The sequence below is a fragment of the Curtobacterium sp. AB451 genome, from assembly GCF_050585845.1.
GTDB lineage: Bacteria > Actinomycetota > Actinomycetes > Actinomycetales > Microbacteriaceae > Curtobacterium.
Genome location: NZ_JBOBQG010000010.1, coordinates 60855 through 76296 on the forward strand (window position 1 = coordinate 60855; position 15442 = coordinate 76296).

The 15442-nt window shown below is 68.4% G+C and carries 17 protein-coding genes; 5 read left to right on the plus strand and 12 right to left on the minus strand.

Annotated features, from left to right (window positions below; translation table 11 throughout):
- Positions 1-339: 339 nt before the first annotated feature.
- Positions 340-843 (minus strand): hypothetical protein, encoded by a 504-nt coding sequence (locus ACQXVK_RS16870; protein WP_430854357.1) that lies wholly within the window; start codon positions 841-843, stop codon positions 340-342.
- Between the two features lie 324 nt (positions 844-1167).
- On the opposite strand from ACQXVK_RS16870, the gene ACQXVK_RS16875 reads away from it, so the two are divergent.
- Both ACQXVK_RS16875 and ACQXVK_RS16880 read left to right on the plus strand, forming a co-directional pair.
- Positions 1168-2364: a PIN domain-containing protein gene (locus ACQXVK_RS16875; RefSeq protein WP_430854358.1), complete on the plus strand. Its 1197-nt coding sequence runs from the start codon at positions 1168-1170 to the stop codon at positions 2362-2364.
- A 67-nt stretch (positions 2365-2431) separates the two neighbouring features.
- Positions 2432-2968, plus strand: a complete 537-nt coding sequence (locus ACQXVK_RS16880) for a GIY-YIG nuclease family protein (RefSeq protein WP_430854359.1) — start codon at positions 2432-2434, stop codon at positions 2966-2968.
- Between the two features lie 3 nt (positions 2969-2971).
- Here the strand turns inward: ACQXVK_RS16880 and ACQXVK_RS16885 are convergent, their stop codons facing one another.
- From ACQXVK_RS16885 to ACQXVK_RS16900, 4 genes are all read right to left on the minus strand, one after another.
- Complete coding sequence (locus tag ACQXVK_RS16885; RefSeq protein ID WP_430854360.1) at positions 2972-3274, minus strand: hypothetical protein; 303 nt, start codon at positions 3272-3274, stop codon at positions 2972-2974.
- Positions 3275-3349: 75 nt separating this feature from the next.
- Positions 3350-4342, minus strand: coding sequence for a hypothetical protein (locus tag ACQXVK_RS16890; RefSeq protein ID WP_430854361.1), 993 nt, complete (start codon positions 4340-4342; stop codon positions 3350-3352).
- A 428-nt stretch (positions 4343-4770) separates the two neighbouring features.
- Positions 4771-5808, minus strand: a complete 1038-nt coding sequence (locus ACQXVK_RS16895) for an LLM class flavin-dependent oxidoreductase (protein ID WP_430854362.1) — start codon at positions 5806-5808, stop codon at positions 4771-4773.
- A 45-nt stretch (positions 5809-5853) separates the two neighbouring features.
- Positions 5854-6699, minus strand: a complete 846-nt coding sequence (locus tag ACQXVK_RS16900; RefSeq protein ID WP_430854363.1) for a hypothetical protein — start codon at positions 6697-6699, stop codon at positions 5854-5856.
- A gap of 233 nt (positions 6700-6932) precedes the next feature.
- Here ACQXVK_RS16900 and ACQXVK_RS16905 point away from each other — a divergent pair, with 233 nt between their 5' ends.
- Positions 6933-8042 carry a fatty acid desaturase family protein gene (locus ACQXVK_RS16905; protein ID WP_022906020.1) on the plus strand — a complete coding sequence of 370 codons (1110 nt, stop codon included), beginning with the start codon at positions 6933-6935 and terminating at the stop codon, positions 8040-8042.
- Positions 8043-8058: 16 nt separating this feature from the next.
- On the plus strand, positions 8059-8268 hold the full coding sequence (locus ACQXVK_RS16910) for a cold-shock protein (RefSeq protein WP_031261585.1): 210 nt from the start codon (positions 8059-8061) through the stop codon (positions 8266-8268).
- A 143-nt stretch (positions 8269-8411) separates the two neighbouring features.
- Here the strand turns inward: ACQXVK_RS16910 and ACQXVK_RS16915 are convergent, their stop codons facing one another.
- The 7 genes from ACQXVK_RS16915 to melA all read right to left on the minus strand — a co-directional run bounded on the left by ACQXVK_RS16915 (position 8412) and on the right by melA (position 14416).
- Complete coding sequence (locus ACQXVK_RS16915) at positions 8412-8867, minus strand: hypothetical protein (RefSeq protein WP_430854364.1); 456 nt, start codon at positions 8865-8867, stop codon at positions 8412-8414.
- Between the two features lie 81 nt (positions 8868-8948).
- Positions 8949-9368 (minus strand): hypothetical protein, encoded by a 420-nt coding sequence (locus ACQXVK_RS16920; RefSeq protein WP_430854365.1) that lies wholly within the window; start codon positions 9366-9368, stop codon positions 8949-8951.
- A gap of 80 nt (positions 9369-9448) precedes the next feature.
- Entirely contained in the window at positions 9449-9589 is a 141-nt protein-coding gene (locus ACQXVK_RS16925; protein ID WP_430854366.1) for a hypothetical protein, read from the minus strand.
- Between the two features lie 148 nt (positions 9590-9737).
- The gene (locus ACQXVK_RS16930; RefSeq protein ID WP_430854367.1) at positions 9738-10616 is read right to left on the minus strand and encodes a carbohydrate ABC transporter permease; all 879 of its coding nucleotides are present in this window, start codon (positions 10614-10616) and stop codon (positions 9738-9740) included.
- Positions 10616-11575, minus strand: a complete 960-nt coding sequence (locus ACQXVK_RS16935) for a carbohydrate ABC transporter permease (RefSeq protein WP_430854368.1) — start codon at positions 11573-11575, stop codon at positions 10616-10618. The genes ACQXVK_RS16930 and ACQXVK_RS16935 overlap by 1 nt, the downstream gene beginning before the upstream one ends.
- The gene (locus ACQXVK_RS16940; RefSeq protein WP_430854369.1) at positions 11559-12863 is read right to left on the minus strand and encodes an ABC transporter substrate-binding protein; all 1305 of its coding nucleotides are present in this window, start codon (positions 12861-12863) and stop codon (positions 11559-11561) included. Before ACQXVK_RS16940 ends, ACQXVK_RS16935 begins: the two co-directional genes overlap by 17 nt.
- A gap of 128 nt (positions 12864-12991) precedes the next feature.
- Positions 12992-14416 carry an alpha-galactosidase gene (gene melA / locus ACQXVK_RS16945; protein WP_430854370.1) on the minus strand — a complete coding sequence of 475 codons (1425 nt, stop codon included), beginning with the start codon at positions 14414-14416 and terminating at the stop codon, positions 12992-12994.
- A gap of 125 nt (positions 14417-14541) precedes the next feature.
- Between melA and ACQXVK_RS16950 the strand changes: the two genes are divergently transcribed.
- Positions 14542-15366: a helix-turn-helix domain-containing protein gene (locus ACQXVK_RS16950; protein ID WP_022906037.1), complete on the plus strand. Its 825-nt coding sequence runs from the start codon at positions 14542-14544 to the stop codon at positions 15364-15366.
- Positions 15367-15442: the final 76 nt, after the last annotated feature.

A 15442-nucleotide genomic window follows, 5' to 3' on the forward strand; every position in this document is an offset into this window, starting at 1 on the left:
AGGAACACGTACCCGGATGCGAAGCCGCGAGACTGTCGGTGGAGGTGGCCGTGCAGGGGACCCGTACTTCGGAGCCTTGAGCATCAAATTGCCGTTCTCGATGAGGTTGCGCGTAACCGTGGAGGTCGGTGCACTCGCGGGAGTTGTAGCGAAACGCTCGTGTGAGCGGCGGCAGTCCCCAAACGCCTCGGGGGAGGGGGGAGTTCTTCTGGAGGTGAATCGCGTGGAGACCCGGCGTAGGTAGCACCTCTCGTTCGATCAATCCGGCCGGGCGGAGGAGTCTCCGATTAGCTGGAACGACAGGAGATCGGATCCGCCTTCGATCACTGTCACGCCGGCCTAGGGACGGCCCTTGCTGATCAGAAGGCGGATGCCTACCTGGAGCACGACCTCGACGTAGGGCATCGATGCAATAGCCAGCTTCGCGCCACGCGCAGCCTTGGACTGCTCCGCGATCAGCTGATTGGTCTTCTCAGCGACGGCCTTCGCCTTGTCTTCATTGCCCGTCAGCTTGTCGATGAGATACCGCCAGCGCTCATCGCTGAGGTCGGGCTTGTTGAGCTCGCCCGCGATGACTCCGCGGGTCTCCCCAAGTGCTTCGAAGGCCCGCTCGCTGTTCTCGTTGATCGCCGAGAGGGTGGCGCGGAGGTCGTCTTCGACCGCCATCACCGCTCGGAGAGCGTATGCCTGAAGCTGAGGGTTGGTCTTGATTAGGTGAAGCTGCAGTTCCGGAGTGGCATCACGCAGATGCCCTGCCAACGCAACCAATTGCGCGTCCGTGAGACCGTCGAGAGACTCCGTGCCGATCGCCTTCGCGATCCCATCTTCGTTGTCGAGCGTCATGATTCTCCCGTTCCGTGACAGCTTCGCTGATAACGCTACTGATTTGCCCTCAGGTCGGGGACCCGCCTTTGCCCCCGCCTAGCGTTCGCAGCCCCGTCGGCTCGTCATACTCGCAGACCGCCTCTCGCAACCTCCGGTAAGGGCGTGGAGAGCACCCACTTTTCGTCGGATGTGCTCCGCAGGCGTCCCTCCGCAACCAGGCGTTGCGTCATCGGTGCGGTGTCGCTGCAGGGGAGTTGCGGTAGTAGTGCGTCACGAGCGCGGTCGACCTGACGGGATCGCGCGTCGGGATGATCTGATGTCGTTGTCCGGCATGATTGAGCGATGATCACCGTCGTACCGGACACGAACGCGCTCTTCGGGCACGAGTGGATGACGTCGGTCGCGGGCAGGAACCTCGTCGATCTCGTGAAGTCGGGCAAGTGCCGGGTGGTGCTACCTCGGGTCGTCCTTGACGAACTCGATCGGCAGGATCGCAAGACCCTCAAGTCGAAGCGTGACAAGGCCAAGGTGGTGCTGAGCGAGGTCGGCGATGACATAAGGGCGACCGCGATAGACGAGGCCTTCGACCGCCTCGGTGCCAAGACGGACGCTTCACGCGATAGGTTGCTCGCAACGAGCGGCGTGAGCGTGACCTCAGTCCCAGAGGGCCGCACTCAAGCGCTCGTGGATCGCGATCTCGCAGCGCGCCGCCCCTTCATGGAGACCCTTGGCGGCAAGAAGTCCTACGGCTTCCGCGACGCCGTGATCTGGGAGATCGTCCTGGACGTGTTGGAAGAGGACGAGGACGAGGACGCGAACGTGGACCCGGTCTTCTTCGTGTCCGCGGACAAGGGGTTCATCGACGACGTCGCTCCGAAGGAGTTGCATCGCCACCTGCTCGAGGATCTCGACGCACGAGGCATCGCCCGAGATCGCCTGGTACTGGTCGAGAAGGTCGCGAACGTCGTCGAAGACGTCCGTGCGGCGGTCGCCGAAGCCGAGGCACGGGCAGCCGAGGCGCTAGCTGCTTCGACGCCAGCTGATGACGAGGCACATGGGCTGGCGTCTCTGCTTCGCGGGTACGCGTTCGACGCTTCGCGTCGAGCCGAGCTGGTCCGCGTGGCTACAGAAGCCCTTGACGAGCTGGTTGGTCAGCCGATGGACGAACAACTGACTTACGGCGGCGACTACGGGCTGCCGGACTGGGTGCAGTTCGAGCTTCCCGAGATCGGAGGGGACCTCTCCATCTACGGATACGACCTCGAGTCCGACTTCGAGTTCGATGCACCGGACGGCGACACCGTCACAGGCCGGGCGGACGTGGTCCTCTCGATCGAAGCTGGGGACCTGTTCGGCGAGTCCGACGAGGTCCGAGCGCGACTCACCGTCGACATCGACATTGAGGACCCTGATGCTTTCGAGGTCACGTACATCGTCCTCGAGGACACCCCCAGCCCGCTGCGACCGGCTGATCCGACGAGCGTGCAGCTCGACTTCGAGCTCGAGACAGATCCCGGAGATCCTCGTGACGCTGTCTGACCTCGCCACAGACGCCGTCACAGTGCTGACCGGCGCCCGCTGGTCGCTCACGGATGCACCGGCGTACGTGCCAGCGAGACCGGGCCTCTACGCGATCTACGGCGACGACCAGGCACACCGAGAGATGGGCCTTCACGACAACGCAGAGGCCCGCAGCGCGCCGGACGTCCCGCTCTACATCGGCAAGGCCGAGGAGAGCTTCGTGACACGGGATCTGAAGGATCACTTCGCCGCGTTGCCAGGGAGCACAGCACGAACTGGCGGGTCGACCGTGCGTCGGTCCTTCGCGGCGCTGCTTCGAAAGAGCCTCGACCTGCAGGGTGTTCCAAGGAACCTCGAGAATCCGGGGTACTTCAGCGCCTACTCGCTGGCAGGCGACGGAGACGCGCGGCTCACCACCTGGATGCACGAGCGGCTGACGCTGGCGGTCTGGGCGGTGCCCGCCACGATGCAGGGCAAGCTCGCCGACGTCGAGACCGAGCTGATCCGCCACTTCACGCCCGTGATCAACCTCGACAAGAACCCGAACAAGCTCGTGCGGCTGAAGGTCGCGCGGAAGGCGATGGCAGCCGAGGCGGCAGCGTGGCGGCTCTCGCAGAGCTGAGGGTCACCACCACGCGCCGGCGTAGGTGGGCTTGTACACGGGGAACCCATCGTCGCCGCGGCCCTCGAAGAGGAAGTCCGCGTCGACGAGGGCATGGAGCCATCTCCCGATCGTCTTGTACATACCGGCGCCGAGGCGGATGCGGTGCTTGTAGAGCGTGTCTGCGACCGTCTTGGTGGTGAAGATCTCCTGCTCCTTCATGGCGACGTGGAAGAAGTACGCGACGCACTTCCACTGCTCCAGGTTGTCGGGCGTCCCAAGGTCTCGCTGCGCGCGACTCTCGACGAACGCAGCGATCAGCGGCATCGCAGGGTGCTTGCTGCCCCAGCGGGCCGGCGTGTCCAGCGCAGCGCGAATCTCGTCAGCCTGCTGCTCGCGGCGCTACTTCGCCTTGCGGAGCCGGTCCTCCCTCGTGGCCTGCTGGGCTTCGGCACGCTTGCGGGCGAGCTCCTGCTGCCGGGCGTAAAGACGGCGCTGCTCGTCGTTGTGCGCATCGAGGGCGGTCGCGTTCCGGATCAGCTCGTTGATCCGGTCGGACGTCAGAGCAGGCTCCCGCTGCGGGTCGCCGAGTCGGAACGAGGTCAGGTCGTGCATCTCTAAGGAACTGCCGTCTGCACCACCGAGGACTGGCACGCGCTCTCCTGGGATGTAGCCGCCGAGCTCGGCCGAGAACACTCCGCGGCGCGCGATGGCGATTGCCAGTTGCTCGGTGGTCGGGTTGATGAATAACAGCGGTGCACCGGTAGCAGCCACAGCCGCGAGTGCAGGGTTCGTCTTCAGGTGTCCGTCATCGTCGAGCTTCAGGTGGTTCGTGGTGTGGCCGAAGAGCCACACGTCTCGGACCTCTCTGGCCTCGTAGCGGCGATGTCGCTCCGTCCAGGCGTCGTTGGTGAGCGGCGAGTACTGCACCTCGAACGCAACACGGAGCCGCGACGGATGGGTGATCAGCACGTCTGCGCGGCTCTCGCCTTCGGGGCTGGTGTACTCCTCGCGCTTGACGCGGCAGAGCGGGTACTTCGTTGCGAGCCACGCCTGGATGAGTGCGCACCCCTGGGAGTGGAAGAGTGACTCGAGGCTATGGCCGCCGGTGCTGCCGAGGTGCCGCAGATGATCGCGCTTGACGGTGCTGTGGACCGTCGTGAGCTTCGCCGCGCATCCGGCTACAGGGCACACGACGTGGTCGTTGACGTACTGGTGCTGCGCGTGTGCCTGGTCTTCTTCGAGGTAGAACGCTGCGCCGACGCTCTTGTCGAGGCCCCAGAGGAACCGGTCATCGCCCTGGGTCTGGAAGGCGGCCAACTGCACAGCGTGATCGAATGCGAACGGCGACGTGGTCACGAGCCGCACGTTAGTGAGAACGTGCGACATCGTCATCTTCGCGGATCTTTGAGCGGTGGCGTATGGGAAGTATGTTGCACTGCTGGGAGTGCGCTGGGGTGACCGCTCTTGGCGCCTCGCCCAGAAGCTGGCTGCTCTTATTGCTGCCTTCGCGCGCGAAGTGTCGGGCCTGGTCGACGTCCGTCGGCGGGTCGACGAGAATGAAGGAGGCAGGCAGCGAATGCCCAGGTCAGGGGTGAGTTGGGCCTCATGCCAGTCGCGCCAGAGGATAGACGATGTCTTGCCGAAGGATAGGCCGCTTGATCGCCCTGTCGGACTCCGCACCGCTACAGGCATCGGAGAGTTCTTAAGACAGCCCACCGACAAGCCCCGACGGAACACCGCTTCCGTCGGGGCTTCTGCGTTCCAGGCGCCGCATGCATCCCGGAACGGTGCGACCCGCGCGATCCCTCCGGGCGACCACGTCAGCGACCGGTGGTCGCCGAGCGCTCGGGCTCCCACCCGAGCGCCGGCCCGAGGCGCTCCGCCATGTCCGTGACGATCTGCGCGTAGTCCTCCGCCTCGAACGAGAACGGCAGCGCGAACGCGACCTCCGTCGCCACCTGGTAGCCGGCGTCGGCACGGAGCCGGTCCGCGATCTCGGCCGACGTCCCGACCAGGTCGGCGGCGAACAGCAGCTTCCCGGGTCCCATCGGCACGCCGACGCGGCCCGACCGACCCTCGACGTAGGCCCGGTAGCGGGCCTCCTGCTCGGGCGTCGCCGTGTCGGTGGGGATCACGACGAGGCCCTGCGAGACGCGGGCGGTGCTCGGGGTCGGGTGCGCCTCGAGGTAGGCCTCGACCTGGGCGCGCTGGTTCGTCGCGAAGTCCGTGCCGTTCTCGCTCCGGGTGACGCTCGAGGTCAACAGGTGGAAGCCGTTCTGCGCGGCCCACACCGCGGATCGCGTGCTGCCCGTGCCGTACCAGAGCCGGTCGGCGAGGCCGGGGCTCTGCGGCTGGACGGTCGTGGCGAACTCCTCGATGCCGCGACGCTCGGCCACGTCGACGATCGGAACACCCCGCACCAGGTCGCGGAAGCGCAGGAGTCGGGTCTCGCTGAAGTCCTCGTGCTCGGCGGTGTCCGGGTAGAGCGCCTCCCGGTAGAGGTCGTAGTTCATGGGCGTGCCCGACGAGAAGCCGGGGTTGAGGCGACCGCCGAGGAGCGCGTCGACCGTCGCCAGGTCCTCGGCGAGACGGAACGGGTTCTCCGCGCCGATCGGTGTGACGGCCGTCCCGAGCGCGATCCGGGAGGTCCGCTGCGACGCCGCCGCCATGAGCGCGACGGGGGAGGAGATGCCGTGCTGCACGTGCCGGTGTCGCAGCCACGCGCTGTCGAAGCCGAGGGCCTCGGCGCGCTCGATGACCCGGAGCGTCTCCTCGTGACCGGGTCCGGGGCGTGCCGGGTCGAACGACCCGATGGTCAGGAAGCCGAGGCGTTCGAGGGGACGTCCGTCGAGAGGCATGTGTCGATCGTGGCAGACGAACGCGTCCTCGTCCGTCCGGGCGGGTCAGGGGACCCGCACGCTCCGGCACCCGAGGTCGATGCTGCTCGTGCCCCAGTACGGGTCGGCTGCGGTAATGCACACGCGGTGCACGCCCGACCCCGCCCGGACCACCCCGCGGAAGCCGTGCGCCCCCGACACGTGCAGCGCCCGGTCGACGTCGGCGCGCGGCCTCGTGGTGGTGAGGAGCGCCGCCTGGGTGCCGTCGACGTCCACGGCCACGTCCATCGGGTCAGCAGCGCGCTCGACGTCGACGGCCCACCCCGACACCGCGATTCCGCCGGCGGTGGCGGCAGCACCGTCGAACGCGCCGTGGGTCGGGACGATCGTGGTGCCGCTGATCCGACTGTCGTACGGCACCTCCGGATCGGACGAGCCGCGCACGGCCTGGAACTCCCAGCCCGTCAAGCGGGTGTCCCTGATGTCCCAGACCTGCCGCGCCGTCGTCGTCATCGTGACCGAGGCGCCGGGTCGGAGCGCGGGCAGCGTGCAGGACGCCGTCCGTCTGGTCGTGTCGAGCGAGCAGCGCCCGGAGGTGCTCGCGACGGTGACGTGGTCGAAGGCACGGAGCGATGCTGCGTCCGCCGGGTTGGTACCGGTGTCGTACGCGAATCCGAGGTGGACCGGGCCGGCTGTGGCCGCGGTTCCGACGTCCTGCACGGTGAACGCCCACGACGCGGTGTCGTGGAACGCCACTTGCGTGGTGACGACGTCGTCGATCTGCAGCCCGGCGGGGTCGACGGCCGCGTCCGCGGATGCCGGAGCCGCGAGCGCGCCGCCCGCGACGGCGAGGACGATGCTCGCGACCAGCCACGCGGTGGTGCGGCCTCGGCGAGGGAACGGATCGGGCATCGGTGCCTCCTGGTCGTGTGCGCTGAACGCTACGACGCGGCCCGTCCGGCGTCCGGCGTGGACCGTGAGAGCTGGCTCAGCCCGCGCCGCGCCCGGCCCGGGGAGCGTCCGTCCACGCAATCCGGACTCCCAGGCGAACACGCATGTTCTGCCCTTAGTGTCGCGCCAAGCGCAAACGCGTGAACTCACTCGCATTGGTTGAAGGACCGATCCGTAACGGAAGGTCGGTCCTCATGACCACCACTCCGCTCGCGCCGGGTTACACCCGCACTCGTCCCGCCACTGGTCCCCGCAAGGGCACCTCGACCTACTCCGCGCTGCTGGCGCAGGTGAAGGACAACGGCCTCCTCCGCCGCCGCACCGGTTTCTACTGGTCGCTGTTCGGCAGTCTCGTCGGCACCATGGCCCTCGCGTGGGTCGCGTTCGCGTTCCTCGGCGACTCGTGGTTCCAGCTCATCGTCGCCGGAGCCCTCGGCGTCCTCTTCACGCAGTTCGCGTTCCTCTCCCACGAGGCCGCGCACCGTCAGGTCTTCGCCTCGCAGAAGTGGAACGACCACGCCGGCCGCTGGCTCGGCACGTTCATGGTCGGCCTCAGCTACTCCTGGTGGATGAACAAGCACACCCGCCACCACGGCAACCCGAACACCGTCGGCAAGGACCCGGACATCGCGCCGGACGGCATCCGCTTCCTGCCGGAGGACGCCGCGTCGGTCAAGGGCCCGCTCATGACGACGTTCATGCGCTTCCAGGGCTGGCTGTTCTTCCCCCTGCTCACGCTCGAGGGCCTGAACCTGCACCGCTACGCCGTGATGAGCATCGTCACCGGCAACGGCACCAAGGCCGACGTGAAGCACCGCTGGCTCGAGGCCGCGCTGCTCGTCGCCCGCTTCGGCATCTACCTGACGATCGTGTTCTGGTTCCTGCCGTTCGGCATGGCCTGCGCGTTCCTCGGGGTCCAGCTCGCCGTCTTCGGCGTGATGATGGGCGCCTCGTTCGCGCCGAACCACAAGGGCATGCCGACCATCGCGCACGACGCCAAGGTCGACTTCTTCTCGCGCCAGGTCCGCACCTCCCGCAACATCCGCGGTGGCTGGTGGGTCTCGTTCCTCATGGGTGGCCTGAACTACCAGGTCGAGCACCACCTCTTCCCGTCGATGCCGCGTCCGGCGCTGAAGCAGGCCCGCCTGCTCGTCCGTGACCACTGCGACACGCTCGACGTGCCGTACACCGAGACCACGCTGCTGCGCTCCTACGGCATCGTCGTCCGGTACCTGAACCGGGTCGGGCTCGCTGCCCGCGACCCGTTCGCGTGCCCCATGGTCGCGCAGCTGCGCATCCACTGACGCCGTGTTGACGCAGATGCCCACCGGCACCGTGAAGTGGTTCGACCACAGCAAGGGCTACGGCTTCATCCAGCCCGACGACGGGTCCGAGGACCTGTTCGCGCACTTCTCGAGCATCGTCGTGACGACCGGGTACCGGTCGCTCGAAGAGAACGACCACGTGCAGTACGACGTCGGCCCCGGCAAACGGGGCCCGCAGGCGGACAACATCTCGATCATCCGCTGACGCGGACGACGACGGACGGGAGGCGCGGTGCCAGCTGGCACCGCGCCTCCCGTCCGTCGTCGTCCGTATTTTCGCGTCCAACGACGGCTCACGCGATCGCGACCCCGTGACCTGTCGCTGAGCGCGAAACGGGCCCGGCCCGCTCAGTCCTCGGTCAATGCGCCAGGGAAGCACTCCGAGAACGACGAGATCTGCACGGTCCGGGTGTCGTTGTAGATGGTGATCAGGTACTGGTCGTCGTGGGGTCCGGTCACGGTGAGCTGTGTGGCACCCTTGCGTGTCGTGCTGGTCGCGGTGGTGTAATCATCGGGCCGCACAGCTTCCGTGATCGCATCGTAGGTGGTGTCGACGTCGACCTCGTGGTGGAGCGTGATCGAGGCGCCACCTCCCGCTGACACCTCCGTGTCCGAGCAAGCCAGGAGCGTCCAGCGCCCCGTGTCGTTCGTGGCGATGGACCCGGCCGGGAAGGAATCGGTGATCCGCCGCTGCACATCGCCTGCTCGGGCCTCGGCGACGGCCCGCGAAAGTGACGGTGAACTGGACGGTGTGCGTGATTCCGGCATCGAAGCTCCTGCGCAGGCGGTCAGCGCGAGAGTCACCAACAGTCCCGTCGCAGACACGGCCGTGGAACGCCTGTTCATCGGAGTCTCCGCTCGTCCGTTCCTGGTCCTGCCAGCCGCTCAGCCGTCGGTGAGAGACCCGCGGAAGCACTGCGAGAACGACGAGATCCGGATCTTCTGCGTGTCGTTGTCGATGGTGATGAGCAACTGGTCGTCAGCGACGCCGGTGATCGTCAAGCGCTTCGCCCCCTTGCCGGTCGTGTCCGTGGTAGCGGTGTAGCCGTCGTCGCGGACGGCAGCGATCATCCCGTCGTACGCGGCGCCCACGTCGATGTCGCGCGCGAGCGTCAGCCACGCGCCGCCTGCAGCCGAGACCTCGGTGGCCGAGCAAGCGAGCAGGGTCCAGTCGATCGTCCGACTGCTCGCGATCGCGCCTGCGGGGAGGGTCGCGATGACGCGGTCCTGGATCGAGGTCGTCCGCCGCTCAGCGGCAGCGCGAGTGATCGAGGACGATGCGCGTGAGTCGGGTGTCTCCGTCATCGACGGTCCTCCGGCGCACGCGGTGAGTGAAAGGGTCAGGGACATCACGAGGCTCGCGGTGACCACTCCGGATCGTCGGGTCACTCAGCGGCAACTGCCGTTCGGAGGGCGCCGTCGGGCTGGTCATCGAACGCTCGGTCGAGCCGGACGGCTTGCGGCACTGGTGTCAGCGCGTGCGTCAGTGCGTCGAGCGTCGACGTCTCGACCTGCAGATCCCCCATGCGTCCTCCCCGCCCCGTGGATGACCGTCAACATATCAGACGAGCCCGCGCACATGGGAGGCGCGGTGTCCGACCACACCGCGCCTCCCAACCCCGCACCGGTCGCGACTGGTACCGCGACCGGCGCACCCGCGCCGTCCGGCGCGGCCTACTTGATCCCCGTCGAGGCGATGCCCTGCACGAACTGCCGCTGGAACGCCAGGAACACCACGAGCAGCGGCAGCACCGTCACGGTGGCGATCGCCATCACGGCACCCCACGGCGAACTGAACGCCGGGTTGTTCGTCAGCGTGGACAGCGCGACCGGAACCGTGAGGTTCTCGTTGCCCTGCAGCACGACGAGCGGCCAGAGGAAGTCGTTCCACCGGGTCATGAACCCGAGGATCACGAGCACCCCGACGAGGGGACCGCAGGTCGGCAGCACGACCCGGAAGAAGGTCTGGAACTCACCGGCGCCGTCGAGCCGCGCAGCCTCCATCAGAGCGTCCGGCACCCCGAGCATGAACTGCCGGGCGATGAAGATCCCGACCACGTCGAACACCGTCGGCAGGATGACCGCCCAGGGGGAGTCGACCAGGCCGATCTTCGCGACGACGAGGAAGCTCGGCACGAGGGTGACCTGGATCGGGATCATGATCGTGACGAGGAACGCCGAGTAGAGCAGCCCACGCCCGACGAACCGGAACTTCGCCAGGGCGTACCCGGCCATCAGCGAGACGACGACGCTCAGCGCGGTGCCGACACTGGTGATGAGCGCGGAGTTGCCGAGCCACCGCCAGACCGGCTGCGTGCTGAACACCTGCGTGTAGTTCTCGAAGGTGGGCCGGGTCGGGAAGAGCGAGAACGTGCCGCTCTGCGACTGGCCGCCAGGGGTGAGCGCGGAGACGACCATCCAGTACAGCGGGAAGACCATCACGATCGCCAGCGCGGTGAGTCCGGCGACGAGCACCCAGCGGCCCGGGCGCGGCTTCCGCCGCGCGGTGGTCGGACGGGAAGCGCGGGTCGAGCCCGCAACGGACAGCGCCATCAGATGGCCTCCTCTGCCTTCTTGTTGGCCCGCTGCCGGAGCAGCGTGAACACGAGCAGGATCGCGACGAGCACCAGCCCGAGCGCCGCGGCGTACCCCATCCGCGCGTCGATGAACGCGGACCGGAACACGTACTGGATGAGCACCGTGGTGGAGAAGCCGGGGCCGCCGCCGGTCATCACGTAGATGACGTCGAACGCCTGCAGCGAGAACACCACGTTGAGGATGAGCAGGATCGACGTCGTCGGGCGCAGGAGCTGCCACGTGATCGTCCGGAACCGCACCCACCGCGAGGCACCGTCGATCGCGGCTGCCTCCTTGAGCTCGGCGGGCACGGACTGCAGCGCGCCGAGGTAGATCACCATGCAGAACCCGATCCGGGTCCACACGACGACGATCACCAGGGTCGCCATCGCCCAGCCGGGCGCGGTCAGCCAGGGCACGCGGCCGAGACCGAGCGCCTCGAGCAGGTTGTTCACGACGCCGTAGTCACCGTTGAAGATCCACGACATGATGACGCCGACCACGACGCCGGCGGCGACCATCGGCACGAAGAAGAGCGCACGGAACACCGAACGCCCGGGCAGCGGTCGGTTCAGCGCCACCGCCAGGGCGAGGCCGATCGCCATCGCGGTCGGGACGGTCCCGATCGTGAAGACGAGCGTGTTCCGTAGCGCCGTCCCGATGAGCGGGTCGGAGCCCATGTCGACGAAGTTCTTCCCGCCGACCCAGGTGCCGTCGCCGAGCGAGGTGCTCGAGTCCTGGAAGCTCAGGGCGATCGCGGTCACGATCGGGATGAGCGAGAAGCCGAGGAACAGCAGTGCGGCGGGGCCGACGAACACCCAGGGGACGAACCGGCCCTGGCGTCGTCGCGCGGCACCACCGGCGGGCAATCCGCCGGTGGGCGGTGCAGCCGACGCCGTGGTCCGGACCGGCGCGGTCTCAGTTCGCAGTGACACTGCGCATCGCCTCCATCATCTGGCTCGAGGCCTCCTTCGGGCTGAGCTGCCCGAGCAGGCACAGGTCGAGGTAGTCGGCGAACACCGCGTTGAGCGACGAGAAGTACTGACCGCTCTCGGCCTTCACCATCGACAGCGGGATGGTCGACCCCTGGTCGATGAACCGCTGCATGGTGTCCGAGTTCGCGGCGTACCCGATGTCCGCCGCGTCGAGGGACTCGCGGGCGGGCAGCCAGTTGCCGTCGTGGCAGAACTGCTGCATCTTCGGCCGCGAGGTGATCATCGCGACGAGTTCGGCCGCGAGCTCGGGGTGCTTGCTCGACTTCGTGACGGCGAGGGCGTTGCCGCCGAGGTCGCTCGCCTCACCCACGTTCCGGATCATCGGCGCCGTGCCCCAGTTGTCCCGCATGTCGGTGTCGAGCTGCACGATCGACTCCGGGTTGTTGAGCATCATGCCGATCTGCCCGGTCAGGAACAGGTTGCGGGCGACGTCCCCGCCGCCGCTCTTCGACAGGTTGCCGGTGGTGGCGAGGCCGTCGGCGTACCACTTTCGCCCGAAGGCCAGGGCGTCGATCGCCTCGGGGGTGTCCATCGAGGGGGTGGCACCGTCCTCGCCGAGGAACGCGCCCCCGTTCTGGTAGACGAACGGCAGCCACCGGTAGGCGGTCTCCGGCGCGGACCAGCCGTACCCGAACGCGTACTTGCCGGTGACCTGCTTGACCTCCTTCGCGACGTCGAGGAACTCGTCCCACGTCCACGCGTCCGCGAGGCGCTCCGGCGGAGTGACCCCGATCCGGTCCATGACCTCGCGGTTGTAGTAGGTGATGAAGTTGTCGGTGTGCTGGAAGACGCCGTACACACCGTCGTCCCGGGCACCGATCGCCCAGAACGGCGTGCTGTAGTCCTGCTGGTAGTCCTTCGGGATCGAGCCGGAGATGTCGACGAGGCTGCCGTTCGCGGCGTACCGGCCGATCTGCTGCGGGGTGATCCGGATGACGTCGGGCGCGAGGTCCGCGGCGAGCCGGGTGATGAACCACTGGTGGAACTGGCCCGTGGTGACCTCGACGGCGACGCTGGTGCCCGGGTGCGCCGCGACGAACTCGTCGGCGATCTGCTGGTAGCTCGTGATGTCGGTCGGGATGTTCCAGGTCGACAGTCGGATGTGCTTCGTGCCGCCGTGGGCAGCGGTGCCCTGGCCGGCGCAGGCGGCGAGTGCGCCGGCCATCGAGATGCCGGCCAGCGCGAGGAACCCGCGTCGGGCCAGCTGGGTGGGTGGTCGGGTCGGCATGGTCCTCTCCTTCGAGGTCGTGGTGCCGTGGTGGTCCAGGAGGCGCGGTGCGCGTCCCGGGGGTCCGGGTGCGTCCGTGACGGGGCCGGGTCGCGCGGTGGACCCGGCCCCGCCGGCGGACGGGGCGGTCAGACGAGGGCGGGTCGCGCCTCCTGGACGGCACCCTGCTCAGCCGGTGCCGCGGTCGCCGGACGCAGCGACTCCGGGAGCAGCGCGGCGTGCGCGTGCAGCAGCTCGTCGGTCATCTCGGCGATCCGGTCGAGCGTGAGGTGCGCCGCGGTGAGGGGGTCGAGCGCGACCGCGTGTTGGACGTGCTCGACGCTGCCGGTCAGCGCCGCGCGGACCGCCAGCGTCTGCACGTTCGTGTTCGTCCGGTTGATCGCCGCGAGCTGCGGGGGGAGTTCGCCGAACGAGATCGGGGTGACCCCGTTGCCGTCGGCCAGGCAGGCGACCTCGACGCAGGCGTCCGACGGCAGGTTGGCGATCACGCCGGTGCGGTTCGGGACGTTGCCGTAGACCACCGCGGGGACGCCGGTGACGATCGCGTTGACGATGCTCGCGCCGTACTCGACCGACGGGGAGAGATCGGCCTTGAGCTTCTCGAGCTGTTGGTCGACGTCGCCCTGCTCGTCGTGGGCGAGGCAGATCTCGTAGTAGTCCCAGCGCTCCGGGATGTACTCGAGCACCGTCTCCGGGTCCTTGCGGAAGTACGGCACGTACTCGCTCGCGTGGTGGCTCGACTCCGTCTCGAAGTAGCCGAACGAGTGCATCAGCTGCGTGCGGACCTGCTCGTTGCCGCCCTCGTAGTTGCTCGCCGCCGCAGCCGCCTCGCTGTGGTCACCGTCGTCGTCGTGCAGGTCGGCCGCTGCGACGCCGCGCCGGTGCTTCGCGGTCATCACCTCGCGGAGGCGCGGGTACAGGTCCTCGCCGTTCCGCCGCTTGAACTCGAGGATCCAGGCCTGGTGGTTGATGCCGGCGCTGACGTACTCGACCTCGTCGTACGGCACGTCGAGGGTCCGGGCGAGCATGCGCGTGGTGCCCTGCACGCTGTGGCAGAGGCCGACCGTGCGCAGGCCCTTCGCGTTGAGGAACGCCGTGGCCATCGCCATCGGGTTCGCGTAGTTGATGAACTGGGCGTCCGGGCAGAGCTCGAGCGCGTCGCGGGCGATGTCCTCGTAGGCGCGCACGGAGCGCAGGAAGCGGAACACGCCGCCGGGTCCCACGGTGTCGCCGACGGCCTGGTCGATGCCGTACTTCCTCGGGATCTCCACGTCCCACTTGTACGACTCCACGCCGCCGACCTGGAACGTGATGATGACGACGTCCGCGCCGGCGAGGGCCTCGCGGCGGTCGGTGGTCTCGAGGACCTCGGTGCCGAGGCCGTGGTGGGCGACGAGCTCGCGGGCAGCGCTCGCGGTGCGGGCGACCCTGCCCGCGTCGAGGTCCATGAGGTGCAGTGTCGCGCCCTGCAGTGCGGGGAAGGAGACGAGGTCGCCGATGAGGCGGAACGGGAAGACGAAGCCGCCGGCGCCGATGATGGTGATCTTGGTCATGCAACGACGGTAGGGAGCGGGGGCGGGTGCGGGCCTCCGGCTTCGGACGGCGGGGTTCCAGGATCCTCGGATGGGCGCGCTCGGGTCGCTGTCGGGCCCGAGGGTCGCTGTCGTAGGCTCGCGGTGTGCTCGACGTGGAGACGATGGAAGCGGCGTACTGGAGCCACCGTGGCCCGGCGCCGCTCATGCCGTCGTCGCACCGGCACGACGACCTCGAGATCAACCTCGTGCTCGACGGGCACCTCGACTACCGCTTCGGCGGCGCTCCGATCAGCGTGCACGCCGGCGAGATCGCGCTCTTCTGGGGGTGGACCCCGCACCAGCTCGTCGGCGACGGGACGGGGACGGGGGAGTTCCGGTGGGTGCACATCCCGCTCGGCGAGGTGCTCGCGTGGGGGCTGCCCGACCACGACCTCGGCGCGATGCTGCTCAACCGGCCGGTCGTCGTGCCGACCGCGGCCGCCGGTCGTGACGTCGAGTCGATGCTCGACTCGTGGCAGCGGGACTTCGCGGACGAGGGCGCCGAGACCATCGCGAACCTCGAGGCGCAGGCGCTCGTCCGACGGCTCCTGCGGCACCACCAGGACGCCGTCGACCTCCGCCCGGGCGGCGGGCACGGCACCGCGGACGCCATGCACCGGGTGATCGACATGGTGCGGTTCGTTGTCGAGAAGTTCCGCGAGCCGATCGAGGTGGCCGACGTGGCCGCGGCGGCGCACCTGCACCCGCACTACGCGATGTCGGTGTTCCGGCAGGACGTCGGGACGACCATCCTCGAGTACCTCACCCGGTGTCGGGTCGCCGAGGCGCAGCGCCTGCTCGCGACGACCTCGATGACGACGTCGGAGATCGCGCACGCGGCCGGGTTCGGGTCGCAGTCGAGCTTCTACGCGCACTTCACCCGGGCGTGCGGCGGGCCGCCGGGGGAGTACCGGGCGCGGTCACGCTGACGGCACACGAGCAACGCCCCGTCGCGAGCGACGGGGCGTTGGCCGATCCGGACTGCCATGCGCAGCCGGAGATCGT

What these genes read in the sequence shown, in the direction of transcription:
- ACQXVK_RS16930 (WP_430854367.1), bottom strand. Translation starts at nt 10,616, where the DNA reads ATGGCGCTGTCCGTTGCGGGCTCGACCCGCGCTTCCCGTCCGACCACC.
- ACQXVK_RS16885 (WP_430854360.1), bottom strand. Translation starts at nt 3,274, where the DNA reads ATGCCGCTGATCGCTGCGTTCGTCGAGAGTCGCGCGCAGCGAGACCTT.
- ACQXVK_RS16920 (WP_430854365.1), bottom strand. Translation starts at nt 9,368, where the DNA reads ATGACGGAGACACCCGACTCACGCGCATCGTCCTCGATCACTCGCGCT.
- ACQXVK_RS16940 (WP_430854369.1), bottom strand. Translation starts at nt 12,863, where the DNA reads ATGCCGACCCGACCACCCACCCAGCTGGCCCGACGCGGGTTCCTCGCG.
- ACQXVK_RS16875 (WP_430854358.1), top strand. Translation starts at nt 1,168, where the DNA reads ATGATCACCGTCGTACCGGACACGAACGCGCTCTTCGGGCACGAGTGG.
- ACQXVK_RS16895 (WP_430854362.1), bottom strand. Translation starts at nt 5,808, where the DNA reads ATGCCTCTCGACGGACGTCCCCTCGAACGCCTCGGCTTCCTGACCATC.
- ACQXVK_RS16910 (WP_031261585.1), top strand. Translation starts at nt 8,059, where the DNA reads ATGCCCACCGGCACCGTGAAGTGGTTCGACCACAGCAAGGGCTACGGC.
- melA (WP_430854370.1), bottom strand. Translation starts at nt 14,416, where the DNA reads ATGACCAAGATCACCATCATCGGCGCCGGCGGCTTCGTCTTCCCGTTC.
- ACQXVK_RS16905 (WP_022906020.1), top strand. Translation starts at nt 6,933, where the DNA reads ATGACCACCACTCCGCTCGCGCCGGGTTACACCCGCACTCGTCCCGCC.
- ACQXVK_RS16925 (WP_430854366.1), bottom strand. Translation starts at nt 9,589, where the DNA reads ATGGGGGATCTGCAGGTCGAGACGTCGACGCTCGACGCACTGACGCAC.
- ACQXVK_RS16900 (WP_430854363.1), bottom strand. Translation starts at nt 6,699, where the DNA reads ATGCCCGATCCGTTCCCTCGCCGAGGCCGCACCACCGCGTGGCTGGTC.
- ACQXVK_RS16870 (WP_430854357.1), bottom strand. Translation starts at nt 843, where the DNA reads ATGACGCTCGACAACGAAGATGGGATCGCGAAGGCGATCGGCACGGAG.
- ACQXVK_RS16890 (WP_430854361.1), bottom strand. Translation starts at nt 4,342, where the DNA reads ATGACGATGTCGCACGTTCTCACTAACGTGCGGCTCGTGACCACGTCG.